The sequence below is a fragment of the Streptomyces cathayae genome (genome assembly GCF_029760955.1).
GTDB lineage: Bacteria > Actinomycetota > Actinomycetes > Streptomycetales > Streptomycetaceae > Streptomyces > Streptomyces cathayae.
In genome coordinates this window covers 658562-671240 of sequence record NZ_CP121682.1, presented here as the reverse complement: position 1 = coordinate 671240, position 12679 = coordinate 658562, and the positions used below count along the sequence as shown (strand labels likewise).

The 12679-nt window shown below is 71.1% G+C and carries 11 protein-coding genes and 4 pseudogenes; 11 read left to right on the top strand and 4 right to left on the bottom strand.

What is annotated here, in order from left to right; genetic code table 11:
- Positions 1 to 48 precede the first annotated feature (48 nt).
- The 4 genes from PYS65_RS03235 to PYS65_RS03220 are packed head-to-tail and all read left to right on the top strand — an operon-like array spanning position 49 to position 3023.
- Positions 49 to 942, top strand: a complete 894-nt coding sequence (locus tag PYS65_RS03235; protein ID WP_279332238.1) for a haloacid dehalogenase-like hydrolase — start codon at positions 49 to 51, stop codon at positions 940 to 942.
- A gap of 22 nt (positions 943 to 964) precedes the next feature.
- Positions 965 to 2398 carry a DUF1254 domain-containing protein gene (locus PYS65_RS03230; protein ID WP_279332236.1) on the top strand — a complete coding sequence of 478 codons (1434 nt, stop codon included), beginning with the start codon at positions 965 to 967 and terminating at the stop codon, positions 2396 to 2398.
- Complete coding sequence (locus tag PYS65_RS03225; protein WP_279332234.1) at positions 2395 to 2748, top strand: GAP family protein; 354 nt, start codon at positions 2395 to 2397, stop codon at positions 2746 to 2748. The genes PYS65_RS03230 and PYS65_RS03225 overlap by 4 nt, the downstream gene beginning before the upstream one ends.
- Entirely contained in the window at positions 2718 to 3023 is a 306-nt protein-coding gene (locus PYS65_RS03220) for a hypothetical protein (RefSeq protein WP_279338168.1), read from the top strand. Before PYS65_RS03225 ends, PYS65_RS03220 begins: the two co-directional genes overlap by 31 nt.
- Here PYS65_RS03220 and PYS65_RS03215 read toward each other — a convergent pair.
- Positions 2992 to 3165, bottom strand: a pseudogene (locus tag PYS65_RS03215) (transposase); the annotation flags it as partial. The gene PYS65_RS03220 and the pseudogene PYS65_RS03215 overlap by 32 nt on opposite strands.
- 380 nt (positions 3166 to 3545) lie before the next feature.
- On the opposite strand from PYS65_RS03215, the gene PYS65_RS03210 reads away from it, so the two are divergent.
- Entirely contained in the window at positions 3546 to 3788 is a 243-nt protein-coding gene (locus PYS65_RS03210; protein WP_279332232.1) for a DUF5302 domain-containing protein, read from the top strand.
- Positions 3789 to 4224: 436 nt separating this feature from the next.
- On the opposite strand, the gene PYS65_RS03205 is transcribed toward PYS65_RS03210, so the two are convergent.
- Positions 4225 to 5637, bottom strand: coding sequence for an aminopeptidase P family protein (locus PYS65_RS03205; protein WP_388705331.1), 1413 nt, complete (start codon positions 5635 to 5637; stop codon positions 4225 to 4227).
- A 244-nt stretch (positions 5638 to 5881) separates the two neighbouring features.
- Between PYS65_RS03205 and PYS65_RS03200 the strand changes: the two genes are divergently transcribed.
- A complete protein-coding gene (locus PYS65_RS03200; RefSeq protein WP_279332229.1) occupies positions 5882 to 6865 on the top strand; it encodes a helix-turn-helix transcriptional regulator in 984 nt (327 codons plus the stop codon).
- A 195-nt stretch (positions 6866 to 7060) separates the two neighbouring features.
- On the opposite strand, the pseudogene PYS65_RS03195 reads toward PYS65_RS03200, so the two are convergent.
- A pseudogene (locus tag PYS65_RS03195) lies at positions 7061 to 7207 on the bottom strand (transposase); the annotation flags it as partial.
- Positions 7208 to 7438: 231 nt separating this feature from the next.
- On the opposite strand from PYS65_RS03195, the gene PYS65_RS03190 reads away from it, so the two are divergent.
- From PYS65_RS03190 to PYS65_RS03180, 3 genes and pseudogenes are all read left to right on the top strand, one after another.
- Positions 7439 to 7843 carry a hypothetical protein gene (locus PYS65_RS03190; RefSeq protein ID WP_279332227.1) on the top strand — a complete coding sequence of 135 codons (405 nt, stop codon included), beginning with the start codon at positions 7439 to 7441 and terminating at the stop codon, positions 7841 to 7843.
- A gap of 180 nt (positions 7844 to 8023) precedes the next feature.
- Entirely contained in the window at positions 8024 to 8749 is a 726-nt protein-coding gene (locus PYS65_RS03185; protein WP_279332225.1) for a hypothetical protein, read from the top strand.
- Positions 8649 to 9268 (top strand): annotated as a pseudogene (locus PYS65_RS03180) (DDE-type integrase/transposase/recombinase); the annotation flags it as partial. The gene PYS65_RS03185 and the pseudogene PYS65_RS03180, both read left to right, overlap by 101 nt.
- Before the next feature lie 95 nt (positions 9269 to 9363).
- Here PYS65_RS03180 and PYS65_RS03175 read toward each other — a convergent pair.
- Entirely contained in the window at positions 9364 to 10092 is a 729-nt protein-coding gene (locus tag PYS65_RS03175) for a hypothetical protein (RefSeq protein ID WP_279332224.1), read from the bottom strand.
- A gap of 547 nt (positions 10093 to 10639) precedes the next feature.
- On the opposite strand from PYS65_RS03175, the pseudogene PYS65_RS03170 reads away from it, so the two are divergent.
- Both PYS65_RS03170 and PYS65_RS03165 read left to right on the top strand, forming a co-directional pair.
- Positions 10640 to 11327 (top strand): annotated as a pseudogene (locus PYS65_RS03170) (IS5 family transposase); the annotation flags it as partial.
- A 181-nt stretch (positions 11328 to 11508) separates the two neighbouring features.
- Positions 11509 to 12384: a PhzF family phenazine biosynthesis protein gene (locus PYS65_RS03165; protein ID WP_279332223.1), complete on the top strand. Its 876-nt coding sequence runs from the start codon at positions 11509 to 11511 to the stop codon at positions 12382 to 12384.
- The last annotated feature ends 295 nt before the right edge of the window (positions 12385 to 12679 follow it).

Sequence of the window (12679 nt, the reverse complement as noted above, 5' to 3'; positions counted from 1 at the left end):
CTCGCCCGGCAGCGCTCCGGAGGAACGACGGTCCGGACGGTGAGGCGCATGGGCACGACCTCGCTGGGGAGTTGGAACGACGGTGCCGCGACGCGGGCGAGCGTCGACTTCGTGACGTCCGCGGCGGTGGAAGGCTCGCCGGGCTTCGTCGCGCCGATGGACCGGGTCGCCGTGCTCGGCAACGACGGAACCCTGTGGGTCGAGAAGCCCACGCCGGTGCAGAGGGCGTTCGTCCTCGGGAAACTGGCCGCGCGGCTGGAGGCGGACCCGTCGCCGGCCCGCGAGCGGCCCTACCGGGCGATCGTCGACCGGGACGAGTCGTACTTCCGCGCGCTGAACGAACAGGACCCCGACGCGGTGGCGTCGATGGTGGAGGCCATCGGATCGGCCTGGGAAGGCACCACGCTCGCCCGGTACGAGGCCGAGGCTGCCCGGTACCTGGAGTCCTGGCGCCACGAGCGCTCCGGCGTGCCGTACTCCGGTCTCGTCCACCAGCCGGTGCTGGAGCTGTTCGACTGCCTCAGGGCGTACGGCTGGCGGCTGTTCGTCTGCTCGGGCGGCGGGCGCGACTTCATGCGGGTGATCTGCGAGGACACCTGGGGCCTGCCCAGGGAGAACGTCATCGGCCCGGCCCCGGAGTTCGCCCACCGGGACGGCGCGCCGGTCCGCCGGGCGACCCCGCACGGCCCGGTCGCGCTCGGGCCCGGCAAACCGGAGGACGTCCTCGCCCGCACCGGCCGGCTGCCGGCCTTCGCGGCCGGCAACGACGACGTGGACGTCGAACTGCTCCGGTCCGCGCGGTTCGCCCTGCTCGTCGTCCACGACGACGTCGTCCGGGAGTACGCCTGCACCGACTGCGCGGAGCGGGCACGCGCGACGGCCGAGAGGTCCGGCTGGACGACGGTCGGTGTGAAGGACGACTGGAACGTGGTTCTCAAGTAAAGCCCCACTCAGGAGGAACCCAGTGCCCCACATCAGTGACGCCCCGAGCCCGGGCACATCACCCGAGACCCTCGCGTCGATCGTCTGCCCGGACCGGCTGGAGACGGTCTTCGGAGCGTTGGACTTCTTCGACGGCATGCCCTTGCCCGACGCGGTCACACGTAGCTACGACACGCTGGATCTGCTGCGCGGGATCGAGGCGTTCCTCAACTGCGTGCCCGGCGCCTCCATGGTGGCGATGCGACGCGGATTGCGGAGCATCGGCGTCGACTCCCGCACGATCGGCTACACGGCCCCGCGATGCACCTCGGCGCCGGTGGTGCTCACGGGCAACACGGAGACCACCTACGGGATGACCTTCCTGGCGCTCGACGAGGACGGTCCCACCGTGATCGAGGCGCCGGGGAACTCGCTGTGCGTCGTCGACGACATGTGGCAGCGCTACGTCACCGACATGGGTATCGCCGGTCCCGACAAGGGAGAAGGAGGCAGGTACCTCTTCCTGCCTCCGGGCCACGAAGGTGACGTTCCCGACGGCTACTTCGTCGTGCGGCCGGCGACGTACGGCTCCTGGGTGCTGCTGCGCGCACTGGGGGGCACGGAGAGCCTGCTCACGGCACGGATCTACCCCCTCTCGGCCGCGGCGGACCGGCCCGAGCAGCGCTTCGTCAACTGGGCGGAATCGGACTTCAACACGGTCCACGCCAACGACTTCTCCTTCTTCGAGGAGATCGACACCATCGTCCAGGCCGAGCCGGCCGAGTCGCTCGACCCCGAGCGAGCCGGGCAGCTCGCCGCCCTCGGCATCGTGCGCGGCAAGCCCTTCCAGCCGGACGACCGTATGCGCTCGATCCTCGACACCGCCGCCAGGATCGCCTCGGGCATCGTACGGACACTGGCCTTCAAGCCACGTGACCCGGACTTCTTCCACTACCCCGACAGGTCGTGGAAGACCCCGTTCCCCACCCGCAGCTACGAGTTCCTGTCGGCGGAGGGCGCCCGCCTGCTGGACTCCCGGGCGGTGTTCTACTACTTCGCGACCGCCTCCTCACCGGCGATGGTGACGGCGCCCGTCGGCACCGGATCGCAGTACGCCTACACGGCGGAGGACTCCACGGGCGAGTGGCTCGACGGCGGACGGCACTACACGCTCACTCTGCCGAGCGGCATCCCGGTGAAGAACTTCTGGGCCGTCAACGCCTACGACCCCCAGACCCGGTCGCTGCTGCGCACGGACCACCCCTACCCGAGCGTCAACAGCCAGTCGGAAGGTGTCCGGGCCGAGGGCAACGGCGACACGGCCATCCACTTCGGTCCCACCGCGCCGGAGGGCCAGGAGGCGAACTGGGTCCAGACCGTACCCGGCAAGGGATTCTTCGTGATGCTGCGGCTCTACGGTCCGCTCGACGGCTGGTTCGACAAGAGCTGGCGGCCGGGCGAGATCGAACCGGCGTGAGGGAGGCGGCCGGGGGTGAGGCGATCGGTCAGATTCTGTCCTACGGCGTCGCCGTGGCGCTGAGCGCGTTCCCGATCATCGCTGTGGTGCTGATGCCCGCCACCCCCAGGGCACGCTCCAACGGGCCGGCGCTGCTCCTGGGCTGGGCCCTGGGCCTGGCCCTGGTCGGCACGATCGTGCTGCTGGTCTCCGGCGGCGCCGGCGCGAGCGACCAGGGGCAGCCGGCCGGCCGGGCCAGCGCGCTCGACCCGGCGCTCGCCGTGCTGCTGCTGTGGGTGGCGGTGAAGGAGTGGCGCGGCCGGCCGCGCGGCCGGATTTCATGGCCGCGGTCGCGGCGATGCTCGGGGTGACGGTCTTCGACACGCTGCCTGGCCTCTTCATCGGCATCGGCGTCTCCCTGCTTCCGCTCCTGTACCGCTCCTCACGCCCGGTCATGAGAGAACTGGGGCAACTGCCCGGGAACGGACACTTCGCCGCACTCGACAGACACAGCGAGAGCCGCAGGATTCCCGGAGTGATCGTGCTGCGCGTCGAGGCCGGCATCTACTTCGCCAACGCCGAGCGGATCCGGTCCGAGGCCCGAACGACTCCGCCGGCAGCTGCTGCCACGTGCAGCCCGACGTAGCCACGAACACGATCGCGACCGGCACGTCGCGGTCACCGTGCCGGCGGCCGCCGCCCTGGGGCCGTGAGGGTTCCTCCGGCACCACGCGCTGGAACAGCTCCCACAACTCATCCGGCACCAGCCGCTCAACGAACCCTGCCACGGTCGACCGCCCACCCAGCCAAATGAGCCTCTAAAGGGTCAGCATCGAGCCGGACGGCGTCCGGCTTGTTGACTTGCATCCCTGGCACAGGACACCGCCCGCGGCGCCGGTGGCACGTTCCGAAAGGCCGGCGAGGCCCGCAAGGTCGCCCTCGTGCGTCGCAACGGCCGAGAACCGTTGCCCGGGCAGCGAATCTCCTGGCTTCGGGACCGACCACCCTCGGCCCGGCCCGAAGCCCGTCCTGCGCCCCCCATGAAGCGAACGCCCTTGGCCGCGAGAGGGCTGCCCGCCGAAACGGAGCAGGACGATGGTGCCGGCGTCCCGCACTGCGCCCGGCATGACAAGCTGTACTGGCCCACCCCCGAACCCAGGAGGTCACCATGACCGCAGAGCCCGCACCCACGGAAGGCTCGGAGCCGGCTGCCTCCGAGACGTCCCCTCTGGCGCCGGACGACGACGGCAACTACGACCTCAAGCGCAAGTTCCGTGAAGCCCTGGCACGCAAGCGCGGTGCGCAGGCGGACGCGGCCGACGTCGCCGCCAACCCGAATGCGTCGAAGGTGCGTGCGGCGCACGGCCCGGCTGCGAGCCAGCGGTCGTTCAGGCGTAAGAGCGGCGGCTGAGTCGATCAGTCCCGCGGTCCGGCCGCTTCACGGGCACTCCGCGCGCTCTCCATGCGTGCGCCCGGTGCCGTGGCCCGCAACGTGCGCATGCCCGTGTGCGCGTTGAGGGCGAGGCGTAGCCGGCGGTCCGGTCCGCGGGAGGGCCCGACCGAGGTCGGCGCGGGTCGGTGGCGCCGCCGCACCGGCACTCCCGGCCAGGACGTCCGGCCGCCGACGTCGCACGGTGGTCAGGACGTGGCTGACGGCCCGGTGCGACGCCGACGCGTCCGGCCGGCGCCCGGCCGGCGTCACCACCGGAGCCGTCCGGATCACTGATGGAGTCCTGGACGGCGACCGCCAGTTCCTCCACCCGGCGATGTTTCCAGGGTCCCCTGCGTCACCGAGGGCGACGGCGAACACCCGGCGCACTGGCGCACCGACGACGCCACCGCCGCACTCAGCCGGAGAAGCGTGCCATCCACGCCTCGACCTCGTCCGCGGCGCGTGGCAGGGCCGCCGACAGGTTCTCGTGGCCGTCGTCGGTGACGACCAGGTCGTCCTCGATCCGGACGCCGATGCCGCGCCACTCCTCGGGCACCGTCAGGTCGTCCGCCTGGAAATACAGGCCCGGCTCGACGGTCAGGCACATGCCCGGCTCCAGCACACCGTCGACGTAGTCCTCCGTGCGGGCCTGCGCGCAGTCGTGGACGTCCAGGCCCAGCATGTGACCGGTGCCGGCCATGGTGAAGCGGCGCTGCAGGCCGAGCTCGTACGCGCGGTCGACGGGACCCTCGATGAAACCCCACTCGACCAGCCGTGCCGTCAGGTGGCGCTGGGCCGCCTCGTGGAAGTCACGGTACCGGGCGCCCGGCTTGACCGCCGCGATGCCGGCCTCCTGGGCCTCGTACACCGCGTCGTAGATCTCGCGCTGCAGGGGCGTGAAGGTGCCGCTGACCGGAAGCGTGCGGGTGACGTCAGCGGTGTAGAGGGAGTGCGTCTCCACGCCCGCGTCGAGCAGCAGCAGGTCCCCCGGGCGCACCGGGCCGTCGTTGTCCGTCCAGTGCATGATCGTGGCGTGCTCGCCGGCGGCGCAGATCGAGCCGTAGCCCACGGCGTTGCCCTCGAGGCGCGCCCGGCGGAAGAACGTGCCCTCGATCCACCGCTCCGACGACGCGATCGCCCGGGAGAGTTCTGCGACGACGTCGGTGAAGCCGCGCACGGTGGAGTCCACGGCCTTGCGCAGTTCCCCGAGTTCCCAGGCGTCCTTGACGAGGCGGAGATCGCTGAGCGCCTCTTCGAGTTCGGCGTCCCGCCCCGCGTCGGTGGTGACGGCGGCCTCGAGGGAGGGGTCGACCCCACGGACGATGCGCGTCGGTGCTCCGAAGGCGGCAGCCAGGTCGGCAGCCGCGGTGCGCACGTCGCGGCACGGCAGGCCGAGTACACGCTCCGACTCGGCGAGTGAGCGGCGCCTGCCCGTCCACAGCTCCGCGTGGGCGCCCGTCCAGAACTCGTCGTCGTCCCTGCTGTCCCGCGGCAGCTGATAGCAGTAGGCGTCGTGGCCGCCGTCCGCGCGGGGTTCGAGGACGAGCGCGCCGTCCCGGACCTGGTCGCCGGCCATGTGCACGTAGCCCGAGTACGGACGGAAGGGGTAGGTGTCGTCGTTCGAGCGGACCTTGAGGTTCCCCGAGGGGATCACGAGGCGTTCGCCGGGGAACCGCGCGGAGAGCGCGGCGCGGCGGCGGGCCGCGTGCGGGGCCTGCTCGGCGAGCTGGAGGTCGTGTCGTTCGGTGTCCGCCCAGCCCGTCCGCATGAGGGCGGACAGCTCTGCGGAGATCTCCGGGTAGAGGCCGTTCTTCCGGCGTTTCGCCACGTCGTGCACCTTTTCCGTTGGGCTTATCCGTGCTTCCGAGGAAGCCCGTCTCTCGGCGGCGAGGGCCGGCGAGCGCACCGTCCGGGCAGGGTGGCCCCGCCCGATGGGGTTCCGGGCTCCCTCGCTGCCGCCGGTCGGCGGCGGCTCCCGGACGGTACCGCCTCGCGGCAGACGCTGGGGCCGGACAGTGCCAGTGGCACAGATCGGCCACGGGCCCGGGCGGAAAGCATCGATAATGTGCCCCATGGCGAACGCGGAACTCGGCGGGGCCCTCCGTCGGCTGGGGCTCGATCACACGGCGTGCCGGGTCTACCTGGCCCTGCTGGAGCTGGCTCCCGCTCCGCTGAGTGCGATCGGCGCGGCAGCCGGGCTGGGCGGGGCCGGTCTCGCCGCGGCGTACGGAGAGCTGGCCGACGCCGGTCTGGCCAGTTCCGCAGCCGAGGACGGGGACACGGTGGCCCCGGTGCCGCCCGCCGCGGGCCTGGAAATCCTCGCCCGGCACCGGGCGGCCGAGCTCGAGGAGTCGCGCATCGCCGTCACCGGCGCGTTCGAGTCGTTCCGGCGCCAGCGGCTCGCCGCGTACAACGACGACCTCGTCGAGGTCGTCACCGGCGAAGCCGTCGGTCCGAGGATGCGCCATGCGTGGGCCAGCGCCCGCGAGCAGATCCGGCAGTTCGAGTCCCCGCCGTACGCCCCTCTGGCCGGCGCCACCGACGACGCCCTGGCGACGCTGGCCCGCGGGGTGACGCAACGCGTCGTCTACTCACGGGAGTCACTGGAGCACCCCGGCCACCTGAAGGACGTCATCGAACCCTGCATCGAGGCGGGCGAGCAGGCCAGGGTGCTGCCATCGGTGCCGGTCAAGCTCTTGATCATCGATGAGGCGTACGCACTGGTGTCATTGTCGATCAAGGAAGCGGACGTGCACAACACCATGCTGGTGGTGCAGCCGTGCGGCCTGCTCTCCGCCCTGGTGGCCCTGTTCGAGCAGGCATGGCACAACGCCCTCCCCCTCCACGGCCACGCCACCGGCCCCGTCGGCCTCCCACCCGCCGACCGGCGACTGCTGCGTCTCCTCGCCGGCGGCGCGACCGACGACGTCATCGCCCGCGAACTGGGCATCAGCCGCCGTACGCTGTTCCGCCGCCTCCAGATCCTGATGGCTCGTCTCGGCGCCGCGAACCGCTTCCAGATGGCCCTGCAGGCACAGCGCTCCGGCTGGCTGTGACCAGGCGCCCAGGAGCCACCTGCGACGGCTTCGCCCGGCCCCAGCGGAGAACGGTTCGTCGTGGCCCCCCCACGCGATCGTCACCAGGCCCCGGGAGTTCGTCATCGGCGGCGAACAGGCCGACGCCGGCACCAGGGGACGAGACGGCCCGGGAAGAGCCGGCCGCCTGGGCGGGGTGGTACACGCTCTGAGGTCGTCCTTGCGGACCCACGTCCGCAGCAACTCCGCGGTGATGCCGGGATCCGCGGCCACCGCCGGGTACGTCCGCTTGCCACCCGCGGTGCGGTAGAGCGCGACGGCGTCCTGTCCGAACTCCTCCGGATACGGAGACTTGCGTCCCACCTGGACATCCCTCCCTGGACCATCAAGATGCATTGTCAGGGTGTCCACTCCAAAGGATCATCCTCAACCCCTCCGGACAACCCGGTCTCCCGTGAACACAGTGTCTGCGGCCGTTGAGAGCAACCGCCGTCGGCGGTGACGGCGAACCTGCCCGGTTTGTGGGTCCCCAAGGGGGCGAATAGCCTAGTCGCAGGGGGTCGGTTCGATCAGGTTCGATCAGAGGGGCCGCCCATGAGTAAGGACAGAAACCGCGCCTGGCGCGCGACGGGAGTCATCACCGCACTCGCCACGGCCGCCGCGGTCGGCTTCGTCGCCCCGGCTGAGGCCCAGTCCACCGCTCAACTGAACGCGTACGTCAGCGACGGCTGGGGCGGTGGAACCCTCACCAGCAACCCCGCCGGGATCAACTGCCACACTTCGGCGTGGGATCCGTACGCCGGTGACCCGGCGCCCGCCCCGACCGGTACCTGCACTGCGAGCTTCCCGATCGGGACGACGGTCCACTTCAGCGCTACAGCTGACGCGGGTTCATACGTCAACTTTCCGCCCGACCCAGATCCCGTGACCATACGGGCCGGCTACAACTACACGGGGGTTGTGTTCTGCCCGAGCACCGGCCTCTGTTCCGCAGGCTAGTCGCCCGTTGCGGTCCGGTGTGCGGCCGCGCCACCCCGCCATCTGAAGTGGCCTGGATGCCCTGCCCTGTTGGGCGCTCGGGCCGTTCTTTCGAGCAGGGGCAGACCCGTTACGGGGGGGGCGCTGGCCCGGCAGGTGTCGGAGGCCCGTACGGCGGCCGAGCGGCGACTGTATGAGGCGGTGGCCCGTGCCACCGACCGGGCCGATCCCGCGCTCGCGCCGGCGCTGGCGGAGCTGCTGGTGGTGCCGGAGGGCAAGCGGGTCCCGGAGTGGGAGCGGCTGCGTACGCCGCCGACGAAGACGACGGGCACCGCGATGGTCCGGGCGATGGAGCGGGTGGAGGAGATCTCCGCGTTCGCGCTGGGCCGGGTCGATCCGTCCCGGGTGCCGGTGAACCGACTGTCCACGCCGGCCCGGTACGGGCAGCTGAGCAAGGCGCAGACGATCGAGCGGGCGCAGCAGCCGCGGCGTACCGCGCTGCTGACGGCGGTGGTGCGTCAGCTGGAGGCGCAGGTGGTCGACGACGCGTTGGATCTGTTCGCAGTGCTGATGGCGAACCGGCTGATCAGCCCCGCGCGGCGGGCCTCGGACCGGGAGCGTCTGGAGATGCTGCCGCAGCTGGAGAAGACGGCGCGCATCCTGGCGAAGGCGTCGAAGAGCCTCACCGAGGAGCTGGACCTGGTTGCCGAGCACGACGCGGACCTGGACGTGGCCGAGCGCTCCCACCGAAGGTCGGCTGTCCCGAAGGATGGCCTTCTCGGAGCGCGCGGCGCCGGGGCCGTGACGGCGGACCGGATGTGGATGGCGGATCTGCCGGGACAACCGCTGGTGGAGCGTGTTCGGCAAGAAGCGTGGCACGTACGAGAAGGCCGGCCCACCGGTGCACGACGACCTGGTCCGCCGTGACTTCACCGCGGCCTGTGCGAATCGGCTGGGGCTCGCCGACATCACCGAGCACGCCACCGGCGAAGGCAAGCTCTACCTCTGCGCGGTCAAGGACGCCTTCGGCAACAGGACCGTGGGCTGCCCCATCGGTGCGCGGACGGAGTCCCGCCCGGCCGTGGCCGCCCTGGACCATGCCGTGGCCCGGCGTGGAGACGTCGACGGGCGCATTCTGCACAGCGGTCGCGGATCGCAGTTCCGCTCCCGGAAGTCCGTCCGGGGGCTCGACCGCCACCGGATGGCCGGAGCGGTGGGGAGGGTTGGAGCTGCCGGTGACAACGAGGCCATGGAGTCCTTCTTCAGCCTGCCGCAGAAGAACGTCCTCGACCGCCGGGCTGGGCTACCCGCGAAGAACTCCGGATCGCGATCGTGACCTGGATCGAGCGGACCTACCACCGACGCCGCAGACAGGCCTCACTCGGCCGGCTGGCCCCCATCGAATGCGAGACCGTCACGACCACGCCGGCCCTCCAGGCCGCGTGACCGCACCTGTCACCCGAACCCGCACCGGACCCGCGGAGCGCGGGCCACGAGAGCCCGACGGCCTTCGAGGAGTGGGCCAGGGCGGCGGGAGCTGATCAGCTCTCTGCTCCCAATTCTCCCGCGGGGCCGGCATCCTGGGCGAGGTAGCGCAGGGCACGCATCACCGTGTCCGCCTCCTCGCCGTGCAATTCCCGGCTGGGTCCCCCGAGGGCGGCATTCCGGGCGGCGATGTCGCCCAGGGCCCGCAGCGCGGTGTCCGCCTCCTCTACCTGCGATTGTCTGCTGGGCCCCGCCGCCTGGAGATCGCTTCCCATGGCAACGGAGATCGCTTCCCGGGCCGGGAGGAACCCGATCGGGGCCGAGTACGCGGCCAGGTCGTTCACGCGGACCAGGCGCAGCTCGCTGGGTTCTGTCTCGGAGCCGGACAGGACCACTTCGGTGCTCTCGACACGGCCCCGGGCGACCCAGTGAGGGGTGCTGCTGTTCCGCCAGAGTTCGAACGTCACGGGTTTCCCCTCTGCGGTGATGGTGACGGGCGCAGAGGCCGGCAGGCCGGCCGGGGGTTCCTCGCCGGGGTGGCAGTAGTCCTCCAAAGCGTCCGCCAGGGCCTCGCCGGCCTCTGCATTGCCGGAGGAGGCGCTGAAAACCGTGACGTGCTCGACCTGGGGGTCATAGGACGCAGAGCCGAACCACAGGTACACATGAATGTCGCCGGTGACGTGGTTGTGGCCGCTCCCCGTGAACTGCCGTGATTCCGGCCAGTCGGCATCAACAGCGACGACCCTGAAGCCATCTGCCGAGCCAGGGGTGCCTTGATCGTTCATGGGATCTCCTTGTGCTCGTCCGTGATCGGGCATCGTGCCATGCACGAGGCCGGGGCCAACGGGTTGGGCCTGGGCCGGTCGGTGCACCACCACTCTCACGGGACCGGTCTCACCAGGTTCTGACAGCGGAGCGCATGGGGCGCCTCTTTGGGACAGTGCTGGCGCTCTCGACACCCGCTTCAGGAGTTCGACCCTCCCTCGGACTGGTCGGGGCGCACCTCGTGAACCGACGCGTACGTGGCTGCTGTGTGCCGCCGTCCGGGGGGCGTTGATGTCACCGTTGGATGTCAGCGGAACAGCTCGGGCATCGGGCAGGCCTCCAACGGCTCCTCCGACCGGTCCCCGGAGGAGACCGCCGCCGCACTGAGGGTGTCGGAGCGGGCGGTGGAAGTCCTGGTGTGAGCGGGGCGGGGCCGGGATCCTGTCGAAGGGTCACCGGGCCGCCCGAGTCGGCCCCCGTCCCAGACAGGCCGGACCGGACAAGGCCGGACCGGACAGGCCGGACTCGTGCAAAACAGACTCGGCGCTGCCCCGTACGTGCGTCGATATCAGCGACCGGATCGTCTTCGACGAACTGCTGCAACTCCTGCGGTTCGGCTGCTCCTACCAGGCGATCGCCGATTCGACCTGCTCGGCCACGACGATCCGAGGTCGCCGCGACGAATGGATCCGGCTCGGCGGCTTCGCCCGGCTCAAGCAGATCGCGCTGGACGCCTACGACCGGAGCGTCGGCCTCGTGCTGGACCAGATCGCGATCGACGGATCCATCACCAAGGCTCCCGGCGGCAGTGAGGTCGCCGGGCATTCACCGGTCGACCACGGCAAACAAGGCCTGAAACGCTCGGGTATGACAGTTGGTCATGGAATTCCGCTGGGCGGTGCCCTGGCCGGGGTCAACCGTCACGACTCCGCACTTGCTGGCCCCGACCCTGGACCGCCTGGCAGATCTCGGACCGCCGCCCGACGAGATCACGGTGCACCTGGACTCCGGCTACGACTCGGGGAAAACCCGCACCCTGCTCGACGAACGCGGACTGCACGGCCGGATTGCTCACAAGGGCGAGAAGGCACCGATCCAGGCGAGCCGGCGGTGGCACGTCGAGCGCACCCACGCCTGGCAGAACGCCTTCCACCGGCTCGCCCGCTGCCACGAACGCCGCGCCACCGTCATCGACGCCTTCTTCGACCTCGCCGACACGATCATCACCGTCCGTAGCCTCACCCGACAGTCCTGAACCACCCACCGCTGGGGCAACCGCCCGAGGCGACGCCCATGAACCCATCTGTCGGAGTGGGGCCCCGTCCGGGAAGGGACAGGGTGGGTCTGTATCGATATGCGGCTCCGCCGCAGGCGCCCGTACCCGCCTCCACCCGCGTCCAGGAATAGCCGCGGGCCCGCACCGGGTTGCCACGAGCATGACGAAAAATGCGCCGCGGCCCGAGGTGTTGCGATACACCGCCTTCTCCAGCGCCCCCGACGGCGGGAACCCCGCCGGCGTCGTTCTGGACGCCGCCGCCCTGGACGACAACGACATGCTGGCCCTCGCCGCAGAGCTCGGATACTCGGAGTCCGCGTTCCTGACCGCGCCCCCGGAGGGCCTCGGCGGCCAGGAGGGGCGGGCGTACAGCATCCGGTATTTCAGTCCCAGGGCCGAGGTGCCGTTCTGCGGGCACGCCACCGTCGCAGCCGCCGTCGCGCTCGCCGAGCGGACAGGTCCCGGGGCGCTGGTGTTCGCGACGCGCGCCGGCACCGTGCCGGTGGAGGTGGCCGAGGAGGACGGCACGCTCCGGGCCACGCTCACCAGTGTCGAGCCGCACGTCGAGGAGATCGCAGGGACCGACCTCGCGGAGGCGCTCGCCGCGCTCGGCTGGCCGGCCGCCGATCTCGATCCGGGCTTCCCGCCCCGGATCGCGTTCGCCGGCGCCCGCCATCTCGTTCTCGCGGCGGCGACGCGCGCCCGCCTCGCGGATCTCGCGTACGACTTCGCACGCCTCGAAGCCCTGATGCACCGCTTGGACCTGACCACGGTCCAGTTGGTGTGGCGGGAGTCGGCCACCGTCTTCCACGTCCGTGACCCGTTCCCCGTCGGCGGCGTCGTCGAGGACCCGGCGACCGGCGCCGCGGCCGCCGCGTTCGGCGCCTACGCCCGTGAGCTCGGCCTGGTCCCCGAGGACGCCGTCCTCACCCTGTACCAGGGCGAGGACCTGGGCCGCCCCGGCGAGCTCACGGTGACACTGCGCGCGGGTGACCGGCGCGTCCGGGTCGGCGGCGCAGGAGCCCGCATCAGCTAAGACCGTGTCCGACTCACCACGTAGGACACGGTCTTAGCCCGGTGTGATACCGAGGGCGAGCGGAATGGGGCGGGGGCTGTGGGGCGACGAACACACCGCGATCGGGTTGTCCGTCGTCACGGCCCAGCGAGGCTCGCTATCAGGTTCCTGCTCGCCGACCAGGAGGGCAGCCAACTCGTCGACACCGTGGACAAGTCCACGGTAGAGCGGAACTGCCCGAATCACCTGCTCCGATGGTCCGCAGGTGTCCGCGCTCGTCCGCCGCCGTCCGTCGGTGTTGTCACGCAGTCAGACA

Excerpts from the sequence above, each read along its gene's own strand:
- PYS65_RS03235 (WP_279332238.1), top strand. The coding sequence starts at position 49 with ATGGGCACGACCTCGCTGGGGAGTTGGAACGACGGTGCCGCGACGCGG.
- PYS65_RS03220 (WP_279338168.1), top strand. The coding sequence starts at position 2,718 with ATGGCCGCGGTCGCGGCGATGCTCGGGGTGACGGTCTTCGACACGCTG.
- PYS65_RS03210 (WP_279332232.1), top strand. The coding sequence starts at position 3,546 with ATGACCGCAGAGCCCGCACCCACGGAAGGCTCGGAGCCGGCTGCCTCC.
- PYS65_RS03200 (WP_279332229.1), top strand. The coding sequence starts at position 5,882 with ATGGCGAACGCGGAACTCGGCGGGGCCCTCCGTCGGCTGGGGCTCGAT.
- PYS65_RS03190 (WP_279332227.1), top strand. The coding sequence starts at position 7,439 with ATGAGTAAGGACAGAAACCGCGCCTGGCGCGCGACGGGAGTCATCACC.
- PYS65_RS03175 (WP_279332224.1), bottom strand. The coding sequence starts at position 10,092 with ATGAACGATCAAGGCACCCCTGGCTCGGCAGATGGCTTCAGGGTCGTC.
- PYS65_RS03165 (WP_279332223.1), top strand. The coding sequence starts at position 11,509 with ATGACGAAAAATGCGCCGCGGCCCGAGGTGTTGCGATACACCGCCTTC.